Annotated in this window: 17 protein-coding genes and 1 tRNA gene; 9 read left to right on the plus strand and 9 right to left on the minus strand. The window is 36.7% G+C overall.

Annotation, left to right across the window (positions count from 1 at the left end):
* The 6 genes from E1140_RS21445 to E1140_RS09095 all read left to right on the plus strand — a co-directional run.
* Positions 1 to 575: hypothetical protein (locus tag E1140_RS21445; RefSeq protein WP_185153501.1), on the plus strand; the 575-nt coding region annotated here is incomplete at its 5' end.
* A gap of 320 nt (positions 576 to 895) precedes the next feature.
* On the plus strand, positions 896 to 1786 hold the full coding sequence (locus tag E1140_RS09080) for a TolB family protein (protein WP_155182088.1): 891 nt from the start codon (positions 896 to 898) through the stop codon (positions 1784 to 1786).
* Positions 1787 to 2045: 259 nt separating this feature from the next.
* Entirely contained in the window at positions 2046 to 2459 is a 414-nt protein-coding gene (locus tag E1140_RS09085) for a cyclic nucleotide-binding domain-containing protein (RefSeq protein ID WP_185153502.1), read from the plus strand.
* A 232-nt stretch (positions 2460 to 2691) separates the two neighbouring features.
* On the plus strand, positions 2692 to 3270 hold the full coding sequence (locus E1140_RS22025) for a response regulator (RefSeq protein ID WP_343034199.1): 579 nt from the start codon (positions 2692 to 2694) through the stop codon (positions 3268 to 3270).
* Between the two features lie 114 nt (positions 3271 to 3384).
* Positions 3385 to 3519: a hypothetical protein gene (locus E1140_RS21935; protein ID WP_281350370.1), complete on the plus strand. Its 135-nt coding sequence runs from the start codon at positions 3385 to 3387 to the stop codon at positions 3517 to 3519.
* A gap of 162 nt (positions 3520 to 3681) precedes the next feature.
* Positions 3682 to 5280: a tetratricopeptide repeat-containing sensor histidine kinase gene (locus E1140_RS09095; RefSeq protein ID WP_155182096.1), complete on the plus strand. Its 1599-nt coding sequence runs from the start codon at positions 3682 to 3684 to the stop codon at positions 5278 to 5280.
* A gap of 125 nt (positions 5281 to 5405) precedes the next feature.
* On the opposite strand, the gene E1140_RS09100 is transcribed toward E1140_RS09095, so the two are convergent.
* Positions 5406 to 5479, minus strand: a tRNA-Ile gene (locus E1140_RS09100).
* Positions 5480 to 5576: 97 nt separating this feature from the next.
* Here E1140_RS09100 and E1140_RS09105 point away from each other — a divergent pair.
* Together E1140_RS09105 and E1140_RS09110 are read left to right on the plus strand one after the other, a co-directional pair.
* The gene (locus tag E1140_RS09105; RefSeq protein ID WP_155182098.1) at positions 5577 to 6200 is read left to right on the plus strand and encodes an HAD family hydrolase; all 624 of its coding nucleotides are present in this window, start codon (positions 5577 to 5579) and stop codon (positions 6198 to 6200) included.
* Positions 6190 to 7419, plus strand: coding sequence for a site-2 protease family protein (locus tag E1140_RS09110; protein WP_155182101.1), 1230 nt, complete (start codon positions 6190 to 6192; stop codon positions 7417 to 7419). The genes E1140_RS09105 and E1140_RS09110 overlap by 11 nt, the downstream gene beginning before the upstream one ends.
* A gap of 53 nt (positions 7420 to 7472) precedes the next feature.
* Here E1140_RS09110 and E1140_RS09115 read toward each other — a convergent pair whose 3' ends face one another.
* The 7 genes from E1140_RS09115 to E1140_RS09145 all read right to left on the minus strand — a co-directional run bounded on the left by E1140_RS09115 (position 7473) and on the right by E1140_RS09145 (position 16051).
* The gene (locus tag E1140_RS09115) at positions 7473 to 7769 is read right to left on the minus strand and encodes a rhodanese-like domain-containing protein (protein ID WP_155182104.1); all 297 of its coding nucleotides are present in this window, start codon (positions 7767 to 7769) and stop codon (positions 7473 to 7475) included.
* Positions 7766 to 9628 carry a T9SS type A sorting domain-containing protein gene (locus E1140_RS09120; RefSeq protein ID WP_155182107.1) on the minus strand — a complete coding sequence of 621 codons (1863 nt, stop codon included), beginning with the start codon at positions 9626 to 9628 and terminating at the stop codon, positions 7766 to 7768. Before E1140_RS09120 ends, E1140_RS09115 begins: the two co-directional genes overlap by 4 nt.
* Before the next feature lie 3 nt (positions 9629 to 9631).
* The gene (locus E1140_RS09125) at positions 9632 to 10432 is read right to left on the minus strand and encodes a PASTA domain-containing protein (protein WP_343034198.1); all 801 of its coding nucleotides are present in this window, start codon (positions 10430 to 10432) and stop codon (positions 9632 to 9634) included.
* Between the two features lie 73 nt (positions 10433 to 10505).
* Complete coding sequence (locus tag E1140_RS09130) at positions 10506 to 11579, minus strand: D-alanine--D-alanine ligase family protein (protein ID WP_155182111.1); 1074 nt, start codon at positions 11577 to 11579, stop codon at positions 10506 to 10508.
* Positions 11580 to 11634: 55 nt separating this feature from the next.
* Positions 11635 to 14634, minus strand: a complete 3000-nt coding sequence (locus E1140_RS09135) for a T9SS-dependent choice-of-anchor J family protein (RefSeq protein ID WP_155182114.1) — start codon at positions 14632 to 14634, stop codon at positions 11635 to 11637.
* Positions 14635 to 14657: 23 nt separating this feature from the next.
* The gene (locus E1140_RS09140) at positions 14658 to 14957 is read right to left on the minus strand and encodes a NifU family protein (RefSeq protein WP_155182117.1); all 300 of its coding nucleotides are present in this window, start codon (positions 14955 to 14957) and stop codon (positions 14658 to 14660) included.
* Positions 14957 to 16051: an Mrp/NBP35 family ATP-binding protein gene (locus E1140_RS09145; protein WP_155182120.1), complete on the minus strand. Its 1095-nt coding sequence runs from the start codon at positions 16049 to 16051 to the stop codon at positions 14957 to 14959. The genes E1140_RS09140 and E1140_RS09145 overlap by 1 nt, the downstream gene beginning before the upstream one ends.
* A gap of 119 nt (positions 16052 to 16170) precedes the next feature.
* Here E1140_RS09145 and dnaG point away from each other — a divergent pair, with 119 nt between their 5' ends.
* Entirely contained in the window at positions 16171 to 18111 is a 1941-nt protein-coding gene (gene dnaG / locus E1140_RS09150) for a DNA primase (RefSeq protein WP_246202749.1), read from the plus strand.
* A gap of 235 nt (positions 18112 to 18346) precedes the next feature.
* On the opposite strand, the gene E1140_RS09155 is transcribed toward dnaG, so the two are convergent.
* Complete coding sequence (locus E1140_RS09155; protein ID WP_155182123.1) at positions 18347 to 18802, minus strand: cold-shock protein; 456 nt, start codon at positions 18800 to 18802, stop codon at positions 18347 to 18349.
* Between the last annotated feature and the right edge of the window lie 169 nt (positions 18803 to 18971).

Here is an 18971-nt window from a genome sequence, read left to right on the forward strand (position 1 = left end):
TTGACAGAGATTTGGGAGAAATACCTTTTAATTATTTGGAGATTGATAACTGGAAAGAAAGTTTGAGTCCATTGGAAATTCAATCCTCAATGTCGGAAGTGTTAGATTTGAAAATTGGTTTAGCCAAAAATTTCAATCTACCCATTAATTTACTACATCCCTTAATTAGTGAATTTAGATATCGACACCTTTGGCATAAAGGTGCAGACGAAATTATTTTTGATGAGGAAAAGATCAATCAGGCCGGTACTGATCATTATTGCATTGTGAATGACAAAAAACTGGTTTTTGAAACTGTTAAACCTCCTTCAGGTCATGGTCAATTGAGTTATGGGGAAGTGTTAAAAAATCCTCAGCCTTTTAAATATTTCGAAGCCGATTATATACTCACCTCCTTAGGCCAAAATAAAACGAAACTCTCCATGTTCCTGAAAGCTTCTGTTAAATGGAAGCTACAAAAATTATTTATCCCCATCTTCAAAATTATTTTAAAGAAGAAGGCTAATCAAATGCTAGGTGACATGGAAAAGGCTATACCCATTTACTTTGAAACCCTAGAGAATGAAGTGATGTAATAACTTAACTAAGTTATGCTCTTCAGCTCCTTATTCACTAATGACATAGTTTTTATCTCTTAATTCAGGATGTCGTAAAGGGTCAATATTTACGATTCTGCCTATAGTTTCAATCGTATTTTGGTAGGATAATCTAGTGGTATCAATGCAGTTTTATGAGTTGCATTGATACGCTAATTTTTAAACATACTCAGCCAAATACAAAATTTGGCTTTTGATCGAAATACAAAACATTTATATTTGGCTCAATTGCAAACCGAAGCAGGCCTGCTTTTTAATACGCTACATTTCATGCAAAACCATTACCATTAATTGTAAAAATGAAAGAACTCATTATCATAATACTTCTAGCAATAAACTTCGTGAGCTGCAAAAATGAAATGGAAATTAACAAGATGAGATTTTTAGTAAGTGAAGTTCCAAACATAAAACCAATTGAATTTAAGCAGGAACTTGTTCCTCAGGGTAAACTCATTCATAGGGGAATCTTTGCTCCTAATTTAGAAGAATATTATTATACGATTTCCGACAAGAATTTTGAGCAGTTTGATGTTTACGTAATTAAGAAAAGTAATGAAATCTGGTCTACACCTAAAAAGGCATTTTTTAATAGTAAGTACAGTGAGCACGGAATGAATTTTTCGCCCGATGGAAAAACACTTTACTTCAGTTCTACAAGACCTGTTGGCATTAATGGAATTCCATCAACTTGGCATATATGGAAATCTAAGAATATTGATGGAAAATGGAGCGAACCAAAATTTGTAGATATTCCAAACGTCAGGGATAAATTAGTTTCTCACCCATCCATAACTAATGCTGGGACTCTTTATTTTCATGCAAGTAATTTAGATTACAGCGAAATGGATATTTATTATTCAAAACAATTAAATGGTAGGTTTGAGAATGCGGAAAAATTAAGAATTTTAACCAGTACAGAAATGAGGAAGTGTACTCCATATGTTTCTCCGAAAGAGGATTACCTACTTTTTGCTTCTATCAACAATCAACTTGATTTAATGATAAGTTTCAGTGACGGAAATGGTGGATGGAAAGACACAAGAAAACTGAATGATGAGATCAACAATAATGGACAAGGAAACCCATACATAACACCTGACAATAATTTTTTATTCTTTACAAGTGGGAACTCTGAAAATAATTGGTCGATAAAATGGGTAGATATAAAATCTGAACTTGAACATAACTAATGCTATACAGGATGAAAATAATAGTAGTTCAATGATAAATCAAAGGACTGTTTCCCATTTTTATTTTATTATAACTTCACAATTTTGAAGCCCGACATTTGCTTCTGTTCTTGTACTAAACGTTGGCAACAATAAAGAAATCATTCTAAATGAAAGACCAAATCAAAACATATTTCAATCGATATGTTAAATTTAGTGATGCTGAAATAGATGAAATATTCTCGAAATTAGCCCCAAAATCATTTAAAAAAAAGAGTACATTCTTCATGAAGGAAAAATATGCACCAGTAGATATTTTATAATAAGTGGTTTGGTTCGCTCATTTTATATTGACGATAAAGGCAATGAAAAAATAACTCAATTTGCCATTGAAAATTGGTGGGTAACAAATGTGGAAAGTTTTATAAAAAAAACTCCCTCTGCCATGTCTATTCAAGCACTTGAGAAAACTGAGATGTTGACGATTGATAAGGAGGAACTAGAAAGGCTCTTTTTCTCTATTCCTAAACTCGAAAGACTATTCAGAATTATTACTGAAAATATGTTGATTGCTACTCAACGTAAAAACGACATTTATTTACAAATGACAAGTAAAAATCGATATGATGATTTAGTAAAACATTTTCCAGAGTTCAGCCACAATCTCCCATTCCACCATTGTCTGTACTTTTGACGCCCACTCTTGCTTCGTTTTATCTGGGTTAGATGTTATACCAACTATGGACGGCATGAATTAATTTTTAAATAAAGTTCAGCATAGGAAAGGCTTTAAAAATCACCTGTTTAGGTGATACATTGGTTTTCGTAATCTGGCTCTAGTATATTTAATATGTTAAAATAGTTTGGCCATGGTATTAGTATTAATAGCAGATGATCATCAGATGATGAGGGAGGGATGACGAACTATCCTTGCCAATGAAAAGCAGTTTCAGATAATAGGTGAGGTGAGTAATGGAAATGAAATTATCACATTTATTAAAAAGAACAAGGTGGATTTATTGGTCACTGATATTGACATGGGTAAAAAACGAGATGATGGCCTGGAAGCCATACGATCAATAAAGAAATCTCATCCAGCTCTACCCATTTTGGTCGTGAGTATGCATGATGAAATTGGCTTTATAGATGAAGCCATGGAAGTAGGAGCAGATGGGTACTTATTAAAATCGAACTCTACAGACGAGATGATAAAGGCCATGCAGCATATAGCAAATGGAGATACTTATTATTCGCAAGAGGTGATGCGTAAAGTAGCGGGTAAGATGAGGCGTAAAAATGAGAGTGAACAAATACATTTAACAAAACAGGAGAAAAAGGTTTTGCCATTACTCTGTCAAGGTTTAACCTCCAAAGAAATTGGAAATGAGTTAGGCATATCCTTCAATACAGTAAACACCTATCGTAAGAAGTTGCATTTGAAATTTGAGGTAAATAAAATCTCGGAACTTATAAATAAATCCAGAGCCCTAGGGTACATCAAGTAACACAAAGCAATAAATTATTAACACTTATAGGTGATGTTCAATAGCCCAAATAGGTGATTTCTAGCCATAGAGGCATTTCTAGATTAGACCCATGTCTAACTAAAAATGCCTGTTATGAAATTATTAAAATCATTATTTATTGTCGGTAGCTTACTACTGTTTGCCGGTGTTATGACTTCTTGCGAAGAGGAGGAAATCACATTAAAAACAGATGGAGAAGAAATTGCCTCTACTCCCGATATTGACTAAAAACTAAATAGTTGCATATTCTTATCTTAGGGTATGCGACTATTATTTCTACTGCTTTTTGCTGTTGTGCAAATCATTGATCCTTCAGAAGGGGCAGAAACCAATAGACAAAAATGAATAAAATATAAGAATTCGGGCTTCCCGGATAGTGCATTCTATTATTTGGAAAAAGCACAAAATCAGTTTTCCTCAGTCCAGGATACTTTGGGACTGGCTAATGTGTTAGTCAATATAGCCTCACTTGAAAATAGCAGAGGAAATTATATTCTGTCTTTTAAAATTTATCAAGAGGCCATTTCATTTTATCAAAGTATTAATGAAGCACAAGGGATAATCAAGGTATATGTTAACCTGGGTAATCAACAGCTTAAACTCAATAACTTTAACGAGGCATTATCATACTATCTAAAAGCAGAAGAGTATTCAGTCAACTCACAAAATGACATCTATCTGGCCTACATTTATAATGGTTTAGGAAGTATTTTTCTAAGAAATGAATTCGAAAATAAAAATCTCGATGAAGCAGAAAAATATCTAAGTCTTGCACTTGATATTTTCGAAAAGACAGGAAATGTTGGTCAAGCTGGTTCTGTGATTAATAATCTTTCTAGAGTATACAAAGAGAGGGGTGAATTTTCTAAGGCGATTGATTCATATTCTGAATACATTAAGCTTGGCCTTAACAGGAATAGCAATTCAGCACTGCTTGAAGGCTATCATAATCTAGCTATTTTATATAAAGAAATGGGTGAGTATAATCTAGCCTTAGAAAATTTGGAAAATGCAGAGGATAAAGCCATCTCTATTTCTGATCCAGTGAATTACATACACATACTCTCTAATCTTGTGGACGTGCATATGAGTATAGGTAACCTGCAGTTAGCACAAGATTACTTGACGAAATATAAAGTATTACGAGATTCTATTTATGATGACGAGAAAATTGAATCGCTCAATGAGCTGCAAGTAAAATATCAAACCAAAGAAAAGGAAGAACTTTTAGCCAAAGAAATTCAGGTTAGTGAGCAGAGAAAATTGCGAAATATATTTCTCTCAATATTCATTTTTGTTTTAGTTGTTGCCATTGGTGTTATCATCTGGTTGAACAAAAAAAGACGTGTTCAGGAATTAATGGTTAAACAAAAGGAATTAGAGTATGAGTCGTTAAAAGCTTCTTTAGTTGGACAGGAACAAGAACGCACAAGATTGGCAAGTGATTTACACGACAGTGTTGGAGGTGTGTTAACTGCAGTACGAATGATGCACTCGAGTTATAAAAGGGACGTAGGAGAGAAGGGCCAAAGGGTAGATGAATTACTTGAGGAAGCTGCCAAAACTGTACGGGAGGTGTCACATAATTTATCATCTAATACCTTGGAACGATATGGCATAGTCAAATCAATAGAACAAGCTATTAATGCCCTTCCAGACAATTTGGAAGTTAATTACGAAGCAAATATACCTGAAGATCAATTGACTGAAGAAACTAAAAAGTCAGTCGATTATATTGTGAAGGAGTTACTTACAAATACGGTGCGCCACGCAAAAGCAAGTACGATTGATTTAGAACTCAATATATTTGAAGGGACCTTACTTATTACCTATGAAGATGATGGTAAAGGATTTAATAACACATTAGTAGATGATGGGATAGGCCTTTCAAATATTAGAAAAAGAGTGGCTTTACTAAAGGGTTTAATTGATATCAGTACGAGAGAGGGAGAGGGTTTTGTTTGTAGTATTGAGATAAAAGTAAATTAAATTCGATTTTTAAAGTTGAGCTCATTCTTTTAATCTACTACTAATTCATTCCGATCCGCATGTAAATTGCATGTAAATAAAAAAGCACTTACAATTTTTATATCGTAAGTGCTTGATTATCAGCGTGGGCCCACCTGGACTCGAACCAGGGACCACCTGATTATGAGTCAGGTGCTCTAACCAGCTGAGCTATAGGCCCTTTATTGCAAATTCACATTTTGCAATCCCAATGCCGGTTGGATTTGGGATTGCAATATTAGATATTTGCCCACAATTACACAATAAAAAATATAAAATTGAGTCAAGGAAAATTTAAGAATTTAATTTTCGATTTGGGAGGCGTAATTATCAACTTGGATACTTCATTAACAATCAAGGCATTTGCTAAACTGTCGGGTAGATCTTTGGAAGAAGTTATCACATTCTCAGAAGAAGAACCATCATTTCACTTATATGAAAAAGGGCAAATAACAGATGCCGATTTCAGAACTGCCATTAGAGCACTTACCTCTAAACAATTGGATGATAACTCTATTGATGAGGCCTGGAACGCCATGATCCTTGATTTACCTATAGAGCGTATAAAGTTGCTGAGAAGTTTAAAGGAAAGGCATAATATCTACTTGCTTAGTAATACTAATAGCATTCATATGGAATGCGTCAATGATGTACGTAAAAAGGCAGGTATTGAGTCTTTCGATCAGTTATTTCATTACGACTATTACTCTCACATTATGCGGAAGAGAAAGCCTGATGCTGATATCTTTGAACAGGTTCTACAAGAGAATAACCTGGATCCGAAACAGACGCTCTTTCTTGATGATAATTATGACAATATTAATGGCGCTTCAAACTTGGGAATAAATACACTTCATGTAACTTCACCCAATCTGTTATTTGAGTATTTTCATGAACGATAATATTAAAACATACCTAAAGCATCTAGGCCTTTTCATTTTAACTTTTCTTACTGCAACTCTTGCTGGTACTTGGTGGATAAATGGTAAGGTATGGCCTTTCACTGACTATGAGATGTCGGACTTTTTTCTAGGAATGCAGTATTCCATCCCTTTTCTTTTAATACTTACTGTCCATGAGTTCGGTCATTATTTTATGGCCAAATACCATAAGATAAAAACTACATTACCTTTCTACATTCCGATACCACCTTTTCCTGGTTCTATAGGCACCATGGGAGCTATCATTAGGATTAAGCAACATATTATCTCTAAGAAGATTCATTTTGATATAGGAATTGCTGGCCCACTGGCAGGGTTTGTAATTGCTCTAGGTGTGCTCATCTATGGTTATGCTACGCTTCCCGAGCTTGATTATTTATTTGAAATTCATCCATCATATGCACAGTATGGTGATGAGTATGCCAATTATGTCTATACACCTGAATTTCAAAAAAGTGAAGCCGAGCGTCTGTACACTGAAGCCAGAGTTCAGGACTCTCTAAATGCTGTTGATAATGGTGAAATTAACAAATGGAGTTTTCCTGCCTTTCAGCCTGATGCGCAGCTGGGAAATTTGTCAATAGGCAAGCCTTTGCTTATGCAGTTTATGGAAACTTTTGTAAGCGATAAGAAGCTAATACCCAACGCTAGTGAGATGATGCACTATCCTTTGTTGATGGCTGGTTTTTTGGCTTTGCTGGTCACAGCTCTTAATCTGATGCCGATAGGCCAACTCGATGGAGGACATGTCTTGTATGGACTCATAGGCACTTATTGGCATAGGAGAGTAGCAGCTGGTATATTTTTAATATTCCTTTTTTATGCTGGCTATGGTTATATAACACCATTTGATGGGATGGAAGACCTGATGTGGAACGTACCGCTCTATATTGGATTCTTATACATTACACTTAAGGGATTAAAGAGATCAAATCAGGAAACGTTGATGTATGCTCTAATTATTTTTACGCTGCAGTTTTCATTACCATTTGTACTTCCAGAATTTACAGGCTATTCCGGTTGGCTGCTATTTGCGTTTATAATTGGCCGTTTTCTTGGTGTTTATCATCCTCCGGTGCCAATAGAGCAGCCTCTTGATCTTAATAGACAAATATTAGGTTGGCTCTCGCTGTTGATATTTATTATATCATTTAGTCCAGCACCAATTGTTATTAATTAATAATTAACAATTGGTAATTTGTTATGAATGGATCGTGTGGTACTAGCCGGCACTTAGTTGCTTTTCAGGTAAGCCTCTATGCCACCTTCTAAGCTTTTAACATTACTAAAGCCATTTTTGATTAAGTATTTCATAGCCTGGTTACTGCGCGTGCCAGATTTGCAGTGCACTATTACTTCTTTGTTTTTGCAAAAATCTAATTCAGTTAATTTTTTTGGTAAGTCACCCAAAGGAATATTCAAAGCGCCTATATTCTCTTCTTCATATTCCCATTTTTCGCGCACATCAATGACAACAACACCATCAATGTTAAGTTTTGATTTTAGGCTTTGAGTACTGATCAGATTCATTTTTTAATAATTTTTAAGGTTCTGGTTGATAGGCCACTCTTTACTCTGACAAAATATAACCCGTCAGATTGAGTGGATAAATCAAAAGTTGCAGACTCATTAATCATCTGTTGTTGCACAATTGATTTACCATACATATCAAACACCTCAAAATTATCAAACCTTCCTCTTATATTAAAGACTCCTGATGATGGATTTGGATAAATTACAAACGTTTGTTCTTTATCCTGATCCACTCCAGTGGTAGGATCAAAGGGAACTGTATTTCCGAATACAGGCCTGAGCATAAAACTCCCTGACAGATTAGACGCAGGTATTGTCTGCCATAAGTTACCCAAATTAAAGAAGGCCTTATCTGTGCTCACATTACTGATGTCAAAACCAAGACTTAATTGCCCATTTCCATTTTGGCGATACCCTAAATAAAACTCCTCTGACAGCGTTACAGGAGATTTTAAATAATAGCGAATGAAGGTGTTAGGTTTTGGATCTCTACCTAATGTGAATGTCTCACGCATGAGAACATTGATGGGAACAGAATCATTTTCCCAAACTATAATATCAATAGATCTACCTGTTGGGTCTGTTTGGCTGAGTGGGAAATACATATCCACAGCAATGAGTGTATCACTTACAGTTGGTGTCACAGGAAACTTAATGGCTAAACTGTTACCAGCGAAATTTAATCCTGCACCAAACTCAGCAGTACCATCATCATAAGCATAGTAGTCTTTTAAAATATATTCATTATGAATGGTGTCATTAACTCTAAAGTCGATGGGTGAGTATTTGACATTGTAATCACCGGTAGGTGCCAAAGCATTATCTGTGGCATCAATAAATGTAGTTAAGCTTATGAAAATAGAGTCTTGATCCTCATTAATAACTAAATTGTCAAATAGGTTATCAATAGTTTCATCAATAATCTGAGGATTTTTCAAGCTTTCCGTATCTCTGAAAATAGTACCTATATCGTCAGTCGTACTTGCATTACCTTTCCATGATATTACTTTACCGGTATAAAAGTTGTCATAAGGCTGAGGGTCATCATTAGGATTATCTACGGAGCTTACTTTATATGAAGGCACTTTGTTTTGAGAGGTTCTATAATGCCTAGCTGGTATGGCATAAAAACCATCGAAGATTGATGTTAGTGGAGAGCTAATAGTCCTGTCAGGGTAGTTGTTATCAGAAGGGCTTCTGCCTTTATTTAAATACACATAATCCACATTCCAGATGTCATAAAAACCCTGAGGTCTTCCAAAAGCTTGAATTCTAAATTGGAACTTGTCATGCAAATGATTTGCACTATCTACTTTGATCAAAGCCTGAACAAAATCTCCTGAGTTGTCTAATGCTGCACTTCCTGGCCAAACAGAGATCCATTGTCCACTTGCATTTTTAAACTCCACCCTCAGTGAGTCCGTGTCTTCAGGTGTTTCACCATTACCACCAAATTGGTAAAAGAAGCTTAGATAAACATTACTTGCAGAAGTTAATCCTGATAAGTCTATTGGGCAGGAGGTGAGTGAGTCAGTACTTGCCGTGGTGCTACCAGCATAGGAGCCTCCATCAGATTTTATACCATCAAAACTTGCGACACCAATACTTGGAGGGTTTAGTCCCAGGCCATCACCTATATAAACTGATTCGCTATTTACCCAAAGGCTATCAGAGGGTACATTGCCTTTAGCAAAAGAGAAGTCGTCCCAGAAAGGAAGGGATAAAGTGGTACCTTCTGTTCTTGTATTTCTTTGAGCTTGTTTTGGAGTACTTTTTTGAATGGGCGTTATTGTTATTTGCCCATAACTTAAAGTAAGGGTTGATAATAGAAAGAATAAGATTAATGCATTCCGCATAGTCTAAATGTCCTCATCTTCTTCGTCACCCTCAGTCCCTACATAACCTTCTGGAGAAATCCATAGGTCGATGGCATCACCAATTTTTACTTGCTCTCCTGCAGCTGGGTGCTGTCTTGTAACGATGATTTTACTATTACTAGTATCTCCTTCAACAGTAATTAACCCAATTTCGAGACTTGACCCCAAAATTATAAAGCGAGCATTCTCCAAATCGCTTTCAACCAAGTCAGGTGCATCAAAGTTACTTTTACCATAACCATCTCCAACTACAAGATCAATCACGGAGCCTTTATTAATTCTATCACCAGGCTTTAATACTTCACCGTTCTGACTTACTTCAAGCACCAGGTTTAAAAACTGGCTTGGCTTATAAGTGATTTGTCCACGATTCAATTCATTACTTTTTAGAACCGCTTCAGCATTTCTAAGCGATCGATCAACAAGTTCAGGCACAGGCACTGTAGGAGGTGATACTCTATTAATTGAGATGAATATTTTTCGACCTTCTTTTACTTTAGATCCAGCTTTGGGGTATTGCTTTAGTATAGTTAGCGGCTCGTATTTTTCAGAATAGCTGGAGTCATTCACTTCATATCTCAGATTTCTTTTTACAAGAAAATCATCAATATCGTCCATATGTATACCCTCCAGGTCTGGTACAGTAATAGATTCGCCATGATTGGTATATGAAGGCAGATATACATAAAAGAAAAATAAGGTAGACAAGGTGAACAGTGCTATAATAACTAACACACTGATTAAAAAGCCTTTAGGGGTATCAGTACTTATGGGTAGTTTCACCGGATATATTTATTGTGTAAAAATTAACGTCCAAACTTAACTAAATCTTATAAGCCTATAAAACAAATGGGTTTTAAGGTTGATATTGATTTGTAATTCTATGTGCTGCACCTTCTCTTTTAAGGGCAATAGCAATAAGTTCACTGATTAGATCAGTAAAACTGATACCCCGTTCTTGCCACATCATAGGAAACATACTGCTGTTTGTGAAACCAGGAATTGTATTGATTTCATTTATAAGAATTTTACCATTGTCTGTTAGAAACAAATCAACTCGTGCAAAATCATCACAACTAAGGGCCTTGTAAGCTTTAATGGATAGCTCTCTTATTGTCGCAACAGTACTTGCGTCAACTTTGGCAGGCACATGAAGTTCTACAGCATTAGGGTCTAGATATTTTGCCTCATAGGTATAAAACTCATAATTCTTACTCACCACAATTTCAGCAGGATTAGAAGCCACGGGAGTTTCATTTCCCATCACTGAGCATTCTAGTTCTCGACCAGTAATGTATTGCTCAAACAGAATGGTGTTATCGAATTTGAAGGCTTCATCCAAGGCTTTTTTAAAATCTGCCTTTGACTTTACTTTAACTACACCAACAGATGAACCCAGATTTGCAGCTTTGGCCATAAATGGGAGCCCCAGAGTAGACTCGACATGCTCAAATTTAATTTCAGATTTTTGAGGGTAGTCGTAAGTGAGATACTTGCTTACTGGAATTCCTGCAGCTTCCAACAGGCGCTTGGTGTATAGCTTGCTCATGGATATCGCTGAACCAAGTACTCCAGTTCCTACAAATGGAATTTCCATTGATTTTAACAATCCCTGAATACTACCATCCTCGCCATCTGTTCCATGAAGCACCGGAAATATAATATCTGGCCTAATAAACTCATCATTGGTTAGGTTTTTAAAACCTTTATTGGTTGTAGAAAGTGCTAATGCCAATTGAGGTTGCCCATCAAACTGATTATCGATGCTTTCTTTTAAAACCCAGTCTCCAGTAGGAGAAATTCCAATGGCTATTGGATCATATTTATCTCTGTCTATATATTCAAAGATGTTTTTGGCAGAATTGATAGATATCTGATGTTCAACAGATTTGCCACCATATATGATAGCTACAGAAAGTTTATTGCTCATATGCTAGATGAAATACAACCAAATATAAATGATTAAATGACTGTAGAAAATAAAATTAATCACTCTTCATTACCCTTCTGGATAATGTAAAAGACTCACCAACAGCCCGTACAATATAAATACCGTGGGGCTGGTGACTAATATCAAATTCATAACGTTGATTAAGAGTGTTTTGTACTGGAGTGGTAGATAGTAGATGACCTGCAGCATCGTATAAATATAGTCTTACAAATTCTTTCTGTGGGAGGTCAAATACAATGCTAAATCGACCGTCAATTGTAGGGTTAGGGAATATGACCTCGTCAATATTTTGGTAAACATCCGTCACATATACCTGTATGTTGTCAAGATAAATAGGATTTCCATTTTTGTTCGTTGAGACAAAAGCGAGCCTTACCTCATCATTTGTTATGAATTGGCTTAAGTCTATAGTTTCCGTTTGCCAATTTTCTAATGAAGGAGCATTAAAGAAATCTCCTGTCGTTAGATTTTCTCCAAACTTGTTAAAACCTGTTCTGAAGTAACTTTCTCCACAGTCAGTAGAAATGTACAGGGTCAAGCCATCTTCATTGCCACCTACACTTGAGTAGGCATAATCAAAAGTTAGAGTCGCCTGAGTAGCTACTGTAAAATCTATTGAAGGGCTAATCAACCAATCATCAGCATCCTTACTTTCATAAACGGTATTATCAATGGTGAGATAGTTATTCTCATCAGTGCTTTGTAACTCCCAGGTTACCAGATTGTCATGGTTCACTATAATCCAGTCAGAGGTTTCAAAATTTTCAAAAGCCTCTTTTATTGGTAGAAAATCGGTGGCTGTGTCAATAAAGAAGTTGTGACTAAGATTTACAACGTCTGAAGTGTTGGGTAAGTCAATTGTCAATTCAATAAAATGCTCTCCATTATCAAGGTTATTAAGGCTTTTACTTACCTGAGTACTAAAGCCTGGTTCTAAAGGGGAAACAAGATTAAATGTTTCAGATTGAACTGGACCATTATCTAAAGTGTAATTGACGTCAAATGAGTTGATGGCTGATAACCCTGAGTTTACTACTTCAAGCAACAACTCCTGATTCGGATTGCATGACAATGGAGAAGGTGCTATGATTTTGTTGCTTACATCGTCAATCACCAGATTGTCAATGTAGAGATTGTTGCCATACCCATTTTTGGCTATAAAATTAATTTGTAATGCTTCTTCACCAATATAGGAAGCAAGGTCGATGGTCTCTTTTCTCCAATGCGCAATTGATGAGGGCGTGAAAAAACCGGAGGTACTGTTTACAGTACTTAATTCATTTCCAACCTTGTAATAAAGCGTATCAGCCTGCGTGAGAGCATTGGCACAATTAGGGCCAATGGTGATAAGAAGCCCCTCATTATCAATGTTTGGGTATTTTGCATATGCCACTTCAAAAGATAGCTGTGCTGTTGTTTTAGTGGAAAAATCGATAACAGGAGAGGAGAAAAGGTCCAATTCACCTTCATTTTCATAGTTGTAAAACTCAACACAAAGTGCACTATTTCCAGGCTCTCCGTTATCGGCAGATTTTATTTCCCAGGTAAACACCTGGTCGATGTTATTAATGGTCCACTGCTCTGGAAGCTCATTAAAATCTAGCCGAATGGGACCGACAGCAGTTTCTGGAAATTCGATATCAGTTTCTTTGATATTGTTGTCAGCATTATTATCTGCAGCGCCATTTACCTGTGTCACCTCGAAGGTTAATTTTTTTGAACCAGTTACTGATATTGATTGGTTGCCAAAATCAAGGGTAGTGATATCTAGATGACCAAGTGTCACATTAGAGCTTATCGTCTCTACAAGTACATCGTCCTCATAGAAATTAACTGAGACCTGATTAATGACATTGCTACCATAGTTTCTGACTTCAATTTGCGGTGCATAGGAGTCTCCACAGGCAGTCATTGATGGGTTAATTATATTTCTGATGCCAAGGTCATTGCTAACAACTACAGGAGGCATTGCTCCCTTACTTTCTGTAAGGCTCAATCTTCGGGGACTATTTTCAAGTACTGTTCTTATTCTAGTTTTCTGATCTTCAGTAAACAGGTTCATGCAGACATCATCAGTGTAGTCCATATAATTCTGGAACATATCAGGGAAGTCAATGGGCTCATCGGTACAGGTGTTGGGCCCAGGATAGTTGCAAGAGTTGTAATTGCCATTATCTGTGCTAGCCTTAGGGGTGTCATCACAGTAATCGTCTTGACTACAGCCACCATCACCCCAAATATGTCTCAGCCCAAAGAAATGGCCTATTTCATGCGTGGCCGTTCGCCCCCTGTCAAAGGAGTTGATCACATTGGCATTAGGATCTTTTATTTTGGAACCAAAGGCACGATAATCTATAACCACCCCATCTGTGAAAGCATTATTACTGGCACCTTCAAGGCCTGCTAAAGTAGATATAGGAAATTGAGCATAACCGAGATAATCACTACCAAGATTAGTTACCCAGATATTTAGATAATCCTCAGTATTCCAGCTGCTCAAAGATTTTAAGGCATAGTTATCGGCAAGCTCCCAAACGCTTTTATTTCCATTTATTCTTACTATACCATTAGTTGGGAGCCCTTCAGGGTCTCGTTGTGCTAAGGCAAAGTTGATTTCTATATCAGCAGCAACAGGTGCAAAGTCAGAAGGTGTATTTACCTGATCATCGTTAAGTCTTCTGAAATCTTCATTCAGCACATCAATTTGAGAAAAAATCTGATTGTCAGGGATGTTTAGACCATCACCAACATCTTCGCCCAAATGAATAACATGAACTACAACTGGAAGTGTGAATACAGTGGCCTCACCACGTTGGTAAAACTTCTTTTTATTTTCAGAGATTCTTTTTGATAGCCAGTTCTCAAATTGATCTTCAGTATCAAGGTTTGGGTACTTCTGCTGAAGTATCTTTTGATAATCAACAGTAGCACAGCCCCGTTGTGCTTGTGCAGATGGTGAACAAAACAAAAAGCCTGCTATTAACAGGCTAGTTATTAAAAATCTTATGTTAAGTACTTCTTTCAGCGCTATCAAATTAAAATGATTAACGGCTAAAGCTAGAGCATATTGTCAGGAAGCTTTGCATTTGGATCATCAGGCATAGTTATATTCAATGCCTCAACATGTTTGATCTCAGGTACAGCTTTTTTAATTGCTTCTTCAACACCTGCCTTCAAAGTCATTGTAGACATGGGACATGAACCACAAGCGCCTAAAAGCTCAAGTCTAACGGTCATATCATCGGTAACTTCCACAATTTTCACGTTACCTCCATCTGTTTCAAGGTACGGTCTGATACCATCAAGTGCCTTGTCAATTCTTTCTAATAAATCTGGTGCAGTAGTATTAGTTTCCATTATGCGTTCATTTCTACTTTTTTGGTTTCATCAAGGCTGGCATTTCTAATGGCAACCTGCCTTGCTACTGATTCTGCCAACTCATTAAATGCATCGGCCATCAGTCCTTCTTTTAGCACAACGGGCATTCCGCTGTCCCCACTTTCTCTTATGCTCTGAACTATCGGTATCTGACCCAAAAACGGAACATCGTACTTCTCCGATAAGTTCAAACCTCCATCTTTACCAAATATGTAGTATTTGTTATCAGGAAGCTCTTCAGGGGTAAAGTACGCCATATTTTCAATAATACCCAATATAGGCACATTGATCTGCGGCTGTCTAAACATTGAGAGTCCTTTACGTGCATCTGCAACAGCAACTTTCTGAGGAGTTGTAACTACAATAGCTCCTGTTACAGGTACTGTTTGCACCATTGTCAAATGAATATCACTTGTGCCAGGAGGTAAGTCAATTAATAAATAATCAAGCTCACCCCAGTCTGTATCACTAATAAACTGTCTTAAAGCAGAGCTTGCCATTGGGCCTCGCCATACTACAGCATTGTCTGAGGGGGCCAGAAACCCTATAGAAATCAGCTTTACTCCATATTGTTCCAATGGAATGATAACATTTTTGCCATTGACCTGCTTTACACCAGGTTGCTCACCTTCACAGTTAAACATCGTGGGCATTGATGGGCCAGAAATATCAGCATCTATAACACCTACTTTAGCACCAGCATTTTTTAATGCTACCGCCAGATTAGCCGTAATAGTAGATTTTCCAACACCACCTTTACCAGAAGAAATGGCAATTATATTTTTCACTCCAGGCAATATCGGACCATCATTTCTTGTAGAGGTCACATTGGAAGTCATGTGTACTTCTACTGCCAATGATTTATCAAGGTGTTCATGAATGGCATCAGTACAATTCTTTTTTATAAGCTCTTTTAATGGACAAGCCGGAGTAGTCAGTACAACCGTAAATTTTATTGTATCACTAAATACCTCAATGTCTTTGATCATGTTGAGGGTTACCAAATCCTTTTTTAAATCTGGATCATCAACTGTTGAAAGTGCTTTTAGAACGTCTGCTTCCTTAAATGCCATTTTTCCTTACTTTGTCGTTTCTAATTTGGCCGCAATTTAGCCTTTATGTTTGGGTTTAAGAACAATTGAATTACAAAATAAGTTGAATACATCGGCATTCTTCCTTCAAAAATTTAACTTTGATTCAAAAACCACTATTGATTTCTAAACAGACCATACAAGCCGTACAAGATCGAGCCGATATCGAAGATATTGTTGGAGATTTTGTGACTCTGAAGAGAAAGGGGAGTGGTAAATATCTTTGGGCCTGCTGTCCTTTTCATGATGAAAAGACTCCATCATTTTCTATAACTCCTGATAGAGGCATTTATAAATGCTTTGGCTGTGGAAAATCTGGTGATTCCATCAATTTCATAATGGAGCATGATGGTCTCAATTATATTGAAGCCATTAGGCATTTGGCTACCAAATATGGTATAGAGATCATAGAAGACGAGCAATCAGATGAGCAACTGGCTGAGCAAAATGAACGCGACAGCTTGTTTATTGTTCTGAATTACGCCAAAGAATACTTTAAAGAACAACTCCATACGGAAGAAGGAAAGTCGATAGGCTTGAGCTACTTTAAAGAGCGCGGTTTTACAACCAATACCATTGAAAAATTTGAGCTTGGGTATAGTATTGATGCCTGGGACGGTTTTTACCAGTCAGCCACAAAGAATGCTTATAATGAGGACATTCTTGAAAAAGCGGGCCTCATTGTTCGAAAGGATGAAGGCAAAAAGTATGACCGCTTTAGAGGCAGAGTAATATTCCCTATCCATAATGTTACCGGTAAGGTGGTGGCCTTTGGGGCAAGAACTCTCAAAAAGGATGATAAGCCTAAGTACTTAAACTCTCCTGAAAGTGATGTTTATCATAAGAGTAAAATCCTTTATGGCCTGTATCAAGGCAAGAATGCAATACGCCAGCATGACAACTGCTATCTGGTAGAAGGGTATACTGATGTTACTTCACTCCACCAATCTGACATTGAAAATGTAGTTTCTTCTTCTGGCACTTCTTTGACTGAAGAGCAGATAAAGCTTATTAGCAGATTCTCTCAAAATATAACAGTGCTGTTTGATGGTGATGCTGCGGGCATTAAAGCTTCATTAAGAGGAATTGATATGATCCTTGAGGCTGGTATGAATGTCCGGGTCGTGGTGTTTCCTGAAGGTGATGATCCTGACAGTTATTCGAAGAAGCTGGGAAGTACAGCTTTCAAAACATATTTGGAGGACAATGCCACTGATTTTATCAATTTCAAAACCGGGCTTTATGCTGACGAATCGGCAAAAGACCCGCTGAAAAGAGCTCAGTCTATTAAGGAGATTGTAAGTACTATCGCCAAGATACCTGACGGAATCAAGCGCGCTGTCTATATCAAGGAGTCATCCAACTTATTAAGTATGGATGAAAGTGTGCTCGTTGCGGAGTTGAATAAGATTCTTATATCTGATAGAAGAAAGGATGATAAGAAAAGGGTAGAGGAGACAACAGGAGAGAAGTTGCTTGAAGAACTTATCACTGAAACTGAGGTAAAAGGCACCGACTATAATCAGTTGGTTAAAATTCAGGAACGCGAGAGTATCAGACTTCTTATCAATTATGGTTTTAACGAAATAGAAGAAGAGTTTAAACTATATAACTATCTGCTTGAGGAGCTTGAGGATGTTGAATTTATAACACCTATTTATAAGGAGATTTTTGAGATCTTTAAAAAACACCTTGAAAGTGGACAGGTCATTGACAGCAAGTTTTTAATTGACAACAGCGAGGGCAAGGTTAAAACTGAAGTTATTGACCTTGTTACTGAAAGACGTGAAATTAGCCCAAATTGGAATGATAAGTTTCAGATTCATATTCCACATGAAAATGAGCAGCTAGAAGCTGTAGTTTATACTAATGTGGCCAGACTTAAGTTCAGGGTTATTCAAAAGCTTATCACTGAAAATTTGGCTAAAATGAAGAGTGCTGAATCAGAAGAAGAGCAGGATAAGATGTTTAGAATTCACGGTGAACTCAAAAAATCTGAAGTGGAGCTGGCAAAGGTCTTGGGTATAGTGGTGTCAAGGTAATTTATTGATCGCTCTTATAAACCTGATAGGCATACTGCGCTGGTGTGATAATAAAAAAAGGAAAGATTTGATCTCACACTTGTTAAGGCTCTCTTTCAAAAACACACACTTCTTCTATCTACTTTAAGCAAGTATCCCATGAGGTATTGCCTACTCACATTGAACCTATAAAGTTGAAGAATATATATCCGTCTACAATAAGACGGATTTCTATCTTTTCAGGGGAGAATAATAATTACGATCTGTCAACTTTAACTTCTACAGCGGTTGGTCCTTTTGGTCCCATTTCCACTTCAAAGATCACCATGTTATTATCCTTAATCTGGTCGATTAAATTGTTGGCATGTACAAAAACACTTTCCTGAGTTTCTGAATCTTTGATAAATCCGTATCCTTTAGAGTCATTGAAGAATGTAACTACACCTTTTCTGATTTTCTCTTCTTCAGGAAGGTCTTCTCTTTTAGGAACATTGATTTCTATACTCTCAGATTTGATTACTTTTTTCTTAGTCGGATCTGGGGGAGTGTCTGAGATATTTCCGTTTTCATCTACATAAGCAATCATGTCATCGAGTGCGCCAGATTTTTCTAGTTCTTTTTTCGCTTCTCTTTTGGCGATTTTGTCCTTACGCTTCTTTTCTTTTTTATTTCTTACTTCTTTTTTGTTGAATGTTTCTTGTGATCTGCCCATATATTGATTTTGTGTTTAGTTAAAAGTGTGGATCAATAAACACCAAAGTGAATAGAAATCCGATTTTAATTGGATTAAATGATTAAGAAAAGCCGGCCTAAATAGGTAGGATACGCTGTAAAGGTAGCTATTTAATAGCCACCTAAAATATTTTCAACAACATTTATTT

It is taken from the genome of Fulvivirga lutimaris (assembly GCF_009711525.1).
GTDB lineage: Bacteria > Bacteroidota > Bacteroidia > Cytophagales > Cyclobacteriaceae > Fulvivirga > Fulvivirga lutimaris.